The organism is Moorena sp. SIO3I6 (genome assembly GCF_010672095.1).
This window is the reverse complement of the sequence record NZ_JAAHHU010000320.1, coordinates 1-4,919: the sequence shown is the minus strand read 5'-3', so window position 1 is coordinate 4,919 and position 4,919 is coordinate 1. Positions and strand designations below refer to the sequence as shown.

Annotated in this window: 2 protein-coding genes and 1 pseudogene; all 3 read right to left on the bottom strand. The window is 45.7% G+C overall.

The features are described 5' to 3' along the window. A partial coding sequence (locus F6K49_RS35090) for an AAA-like domain-containing protein (RefSeq protein ID WP_293104177.1) occupies nt 1–3,575 on the bottom strand: 3,575 nt, incomplete at its 3' end. Nucleotides 3,576–3,746: 171 nt separating this feature from the next. After that, on the bottom strand, nt 3,747–4,628 hold the full coding sequence (locus tag F6K49_RS35085; protein ID WP_293104174.1) for a response regulator: 882 nt from the start codon (nt 4,626–4,628) through the stop codon (nt 3,747–3,749). A 28-nt stretch (nt 4,629–4,656) separates the two neighbouring features. Continuing rightward, nucleotides 4,657–4,919, bottom strand: a pseudogene (locus F6K49_RS35080) (hypothetical protein); the annotation flags it as partial.

The window sequence follows — 4,919 nt, the reverse complement described above, 5'->3', positions numbered from 1 at the left end:
GGATGAGTAGCAAGGTAATTTGTGAGCCAGTCGCAACCCAGCCTAATTAAATCATCTAGGTCTAGATCCAAATTCCATAGTTTGAGAGTGTTATCCTCACTGGCAGAAGCTAAGGTCTTGCCATCGGGGCTGAAACTAATGCTGTTGACCCTACCGCTATGACCTTCAAGGGTTTGCAGCAAGGTTCCATCCGCTACCTTCCAAAGTTTCACGGTGCGGTCATTACTGGCAGAAGCAAGAATCTTGCCATCAGGGCTGAAACTTAAGCTGGTGAGATTATCCAGATGACTGTTGAGGGTTTGTGCTTCACTGGTCTCCAAATTCCACAGCTTCACTATAGTATCATCACCACCGGAAGCCAAACTCTTACCATTGGGACTAAAACTTACACTTTTAGTCCAACTACTATGAGCTTCAAGGGTTTGCACTAGAGTGCCATTTTCGACATTCCAAAGCCTGACATTGCCGTCGGAACTAGCAGAAGCTATGGTTTTGCCATTAGGACTGAAACTGATGCTGGTAACCGCTAGATATCCCAGAGGTGAATTAGCTTCTGAAAGGCTATGGTCGAGGGTTTGTAGCAGGGTACCATCTTCTACCTGCCAAAGCTTCACGGTTTTGTCAGAGCTGGCAGAAGCTAAAATTCTACCAACCCCCTCCGGGGAAGCTAGGCTAACGGGACTGAAACTGACGCTTCTGACCAAACTGCGATGTCCTTCCAGGGTTTGTAGCAGTTTACCATCTTCTACCTGCCATAGCTTCACAGTTTTGTCAGAGCTGCCAGAAGCAAGTAGCTTACCATCGGGACTGAAACTGACGCTTCTGACCGAACTGCCATGTCCTTCCAGGGTATACAGAACGATACCATCTTCTACCTGCCACAGCTTCACTGTGTTGTCAGAACTAGCAAAAGCTAGCAACTTACCATCGGGACTAAAACTGACATTTTTAACATCCCCCCCATGTGCTTCGAGGGTTTGTGGTTCAGTGCTGTTTAATGCCCAGAGCTTAACAGTGCTATCAGCACTGGCGGAGGCTAAGGTCTGACCATCTGGACTAAAACTAACACTCCAGATCCGGCTGCGATGACCTCTAAGGGTTTGCGGTTCGATGGTTGCTGGCTCTAAGTCTTTTAAATCTTCTAGATTCCATAACTTTACTATGTTATCGGAACCAGCCGAAGCCAGGATTCTACCATTCGGGTTGAAACTAACACTCCAGACGGGACTACGATGACCTTCAAGGGTTTGCAAGAGAGTGCCATTGGCCACACTCCAGAGCTTGATAGTGTTGTCCTCACTAGTAGAAGCTAAGGTAGTACCATTAGGACTAAAACTAACACTCCTAACATTATGGCGATGGCCTTTGAGGGTCTGTATCAATTTACCATTTTCCAGATTCCACAGTTTCACAGTATCATCCCAACTGGCGGAGGCTAGGGTCTTACCATCGGGACTGAAACTAACGCTAGTAACAGCGTTGCGGTGCTCTTCAATAGTTTGCACTTCGGTGCCATCTGCTACCTTCCACAGTTTCACTGTCTTGTCAGAGCTCCCAGAAGCCAAAGTCTGACCATCAGGACTAAAACTGACGCTCCTGACCCAATTACTATGACCTTCTAGGATTTGTACTTCGCTGCCATCTGCTACTCTCCAAATCCTAACTGTGCCATCCTCACTGCTAGAGGCTAAGAGTCTACCATCAGGGCTAAAATTGACGCTCCATAGCTTACCACGATGACCTTCTAGGGTTTGCAGCAAGGTTCCAGTTTCCACATTCCAGAGCTTCACCGTCCTATCCTCACTAGCAGAGGCGAGGAGCTTGCCATCAGGGCTATATTTTACATCTCTGACACCAAAGCGATGTCCTTCGATCTGATTGCGCTCTCTAATGCCATAAATAGCCTGTTGTAGTGCAGATCTGACCTGCAGGCGCGTATAATCTTTGACTGAGCCAGACTCTGCTAAGGCTTGCAGTTTTTGTGCTGCTGGCAAGGCTGTCAGTAGTGCCTCAAAGGGGCTAGACTCAAAGGCTCTTTTTGAAGAAACACTGCTCAATAAAACATCAGCTTCTAGCAGTTGTCGCCTTGCTTGTCTAACTTGTAAACCTACTGATGCTGCTGTTACCAAGGAAATAGCCAAAATTGTGGAACCAATGTTAACTATTCTCCGGGATTTTCGTTGCGCTTGCTTTAATTGGGCTTGAGCTTGCTGTTGTGCGAGAGTTAAGGTCTCATTCGCCTGGGATAAGATCCGACTCTCTTCTTGTTTGAGTGCTAAGGCATGTTCAACTTCTTGCTTCTCTAGATCTTGACTAGTAGCTAAGAAGCGATAATCTAGATCGCTCAAGCTTTTAGTATTTGACCATGAAAGGGCTTCCTGCAACGCCTGACCCCGCAACAGTCGTGATTCATCCTGATAATTGGAACTAACCCAAGCCTTGAAGTCCTCAGAGTAGGGGCGCAGTTTCTCTAATTGTTTCTCAACCCACTCTATATTAAAAATCTGCTCATAAATACGGTTGTAAACTTTTAATTTTCCCTGCTGCTGAACTACTAACCCCGACAGTCGCAACTCCGTTTGCTCGGAACTGCCATCAGCAACAATTTCCCCCTGTTCTAAAATTTGCTGATATACTCCTAAAAGCTGACCAACACGCTGCTGGTTACGGAGAATGCGTTCGCGTATGGTTCGCAAATGCTCTGGTTCATCCTGGGCTTCCCAATTTTCAATGATGCGCCTTTGAACTATCTGCTCAATGGATTGGGCACTGAGAATACTCCTACTGTCGGCACTCTGAGCCACCAGCTGACATAACTTTTGGGTCAGAAACGGTTGCCCTCCTGTCCAGTTCAATAGTTCCTGAACCACTGCTTGGGGATGATCTACCTTACCCTCTAATCCTTGAGCTAATGGCTGTGTTTCAGGGAGTTGAAATCCACGCAGTTCAATCGCTTTACCAATATTAAAGGGGGTTTGAGTTTTATCAGTAATTAAATCACTTGGAGTTGCCACCCCTAACAGGGCAAATGTGAGCCGTTGGTAAGCAGGATTATCTACTCGTTGATTGTAGAAGAATCGAATCAGAGCAAAAAAATCATCTACGGAAAAATTCTGGCTCAAAACTCGGTCAATTTCATCGACGAAAATGACAATTCTGTGCTCAACCAGAACTAACAGGACTTCCTCAATAAATAGACTCAACCGTTGCACAGGGGAAAGCAAATCCCGCTGCTCCCGCCACCAGCTGCGCCATTTTAATTGTTTGCTGAGCTGGCAACTACTCACGAGAGCATTGACAATCCCAGCATACCACTTTTCTGGGGTGACATCCTCTTTGCCAATCCCGGTCAGGTCAATAAAACCACAGAGGATTCCTTCTGCTTGCAGCCTTTTCATTGTCCGCACCCGCAAGCTGGATTTTCCCATCTGTCGGGAGTTGAGTACATAACAAAACTGACCGGCTTTCAAGCAAAGGTAAAAGTCTTCGTCGGCTTGTCGCCTCACGTAGCTGGTGGCATTAACTGGGAGACTGCCACCAACTTGATAGTCATAGTTTGATTGTGGTTCTGTCATGATTGCTGTTTCATAAGCATTCAGCTAATGCGCTACGCGCACGCTACGCGAACAGCCGTCAGCCGTCAGCTAATCAACGGGAAGTAGTAACAAAGCTGGGGAGTCCTGGTAGGGCTGGTTGAAAATCCCTGGTGGTTTTACTCATCCGACCCCGTGCAGTTAAAGCGCCTGCTAGCACCTCAAGTAGCGTGCGCTTAGCGCATTAGCTGATAGCTGATAGCTGACGGCTGAATGCTTACGTTGCATGTCATCCACTAGATCACGCACAAATACTCCTAAATCCAAAGGAGTAGGCTGAAACTCCAGTTGTTCAAATTCTGCCTTATTCAGGAACATCACATTACCCATTAAGTCCGTTATCCGTTGAACAGCCTCTCGGATCCGTTGAAAATGTTGGCTTTGCTTAGATTTATCCCATCTATGGCAGTAAGCTTCCAGGAGTTCAGAACTGGAGAGAATGCTGGTCAAAGGCGTGCGGTACTCATGGGAAATGGCTATGATCATCCGAGATTTAAGATGATTGAATTCTTGTTCTTGGGCTAGAGCTTTGCGTAGCTGAGCTTCTAATTCTCGCAGTTGCTGGTTTGCCTGTTGTAGATCAGCAGTGCGTTCCGCTACCCGTTCCTCTAAGTACAGATTTTGGTCTTCTAGTTGTTTGGTCAGGAAATGCAGTTGTAAATGCACCTTGAGACGGGCTAACACTTCTTCAGTCTGAAACGGCTTGGTGATGTAATCTACAGCCCCCAGGGACAAACCTTTGATCTTATCAACCGTGTCATTCAGAGCAGTCATAAAAATCACTGGTATTTCATTAGTTGCGGGATTAGATTTCAGTCGGCGGCAGGTTTCAAAACCATCCATTCCCGGCATCATTACATCTAACAAAATCAGATCTGGTCTTGCATATTCGCTCTGATCGATAGCCGTTTCACCATCAGTTGCTACCAAGATTTCCCATCCCGAATTTGCGATCGCTTCTGACAACACTTTCAGATTCGTGGGATTGTCATCAACGATCAAGATAGTGGCTTGATCAACTTTATTGATAGTCATGGATTTACCCCCTGAACGATTTGATAAATTACCGAATTTGCTTAACCTGAAAGCTAGTTGCTAATTGCCTTAACTCATTGGCAAAAGGCCCAAATTTTTTATCTCTCTGTTCCAGTTCAAGCACAGTTTTCTCTATGCCATGGATATTGCCTCTTTTTGCCAATTCAAATAGCTTTTCAATCACCTCAGCTGGTGGAGCTAAAATTTCATCTGTCTCCAGGGGTAAATTTTCTGTATTTATACTTTCTAGATGATTATTGGCTTCATAAAACCAATCAATTTTTAAATATT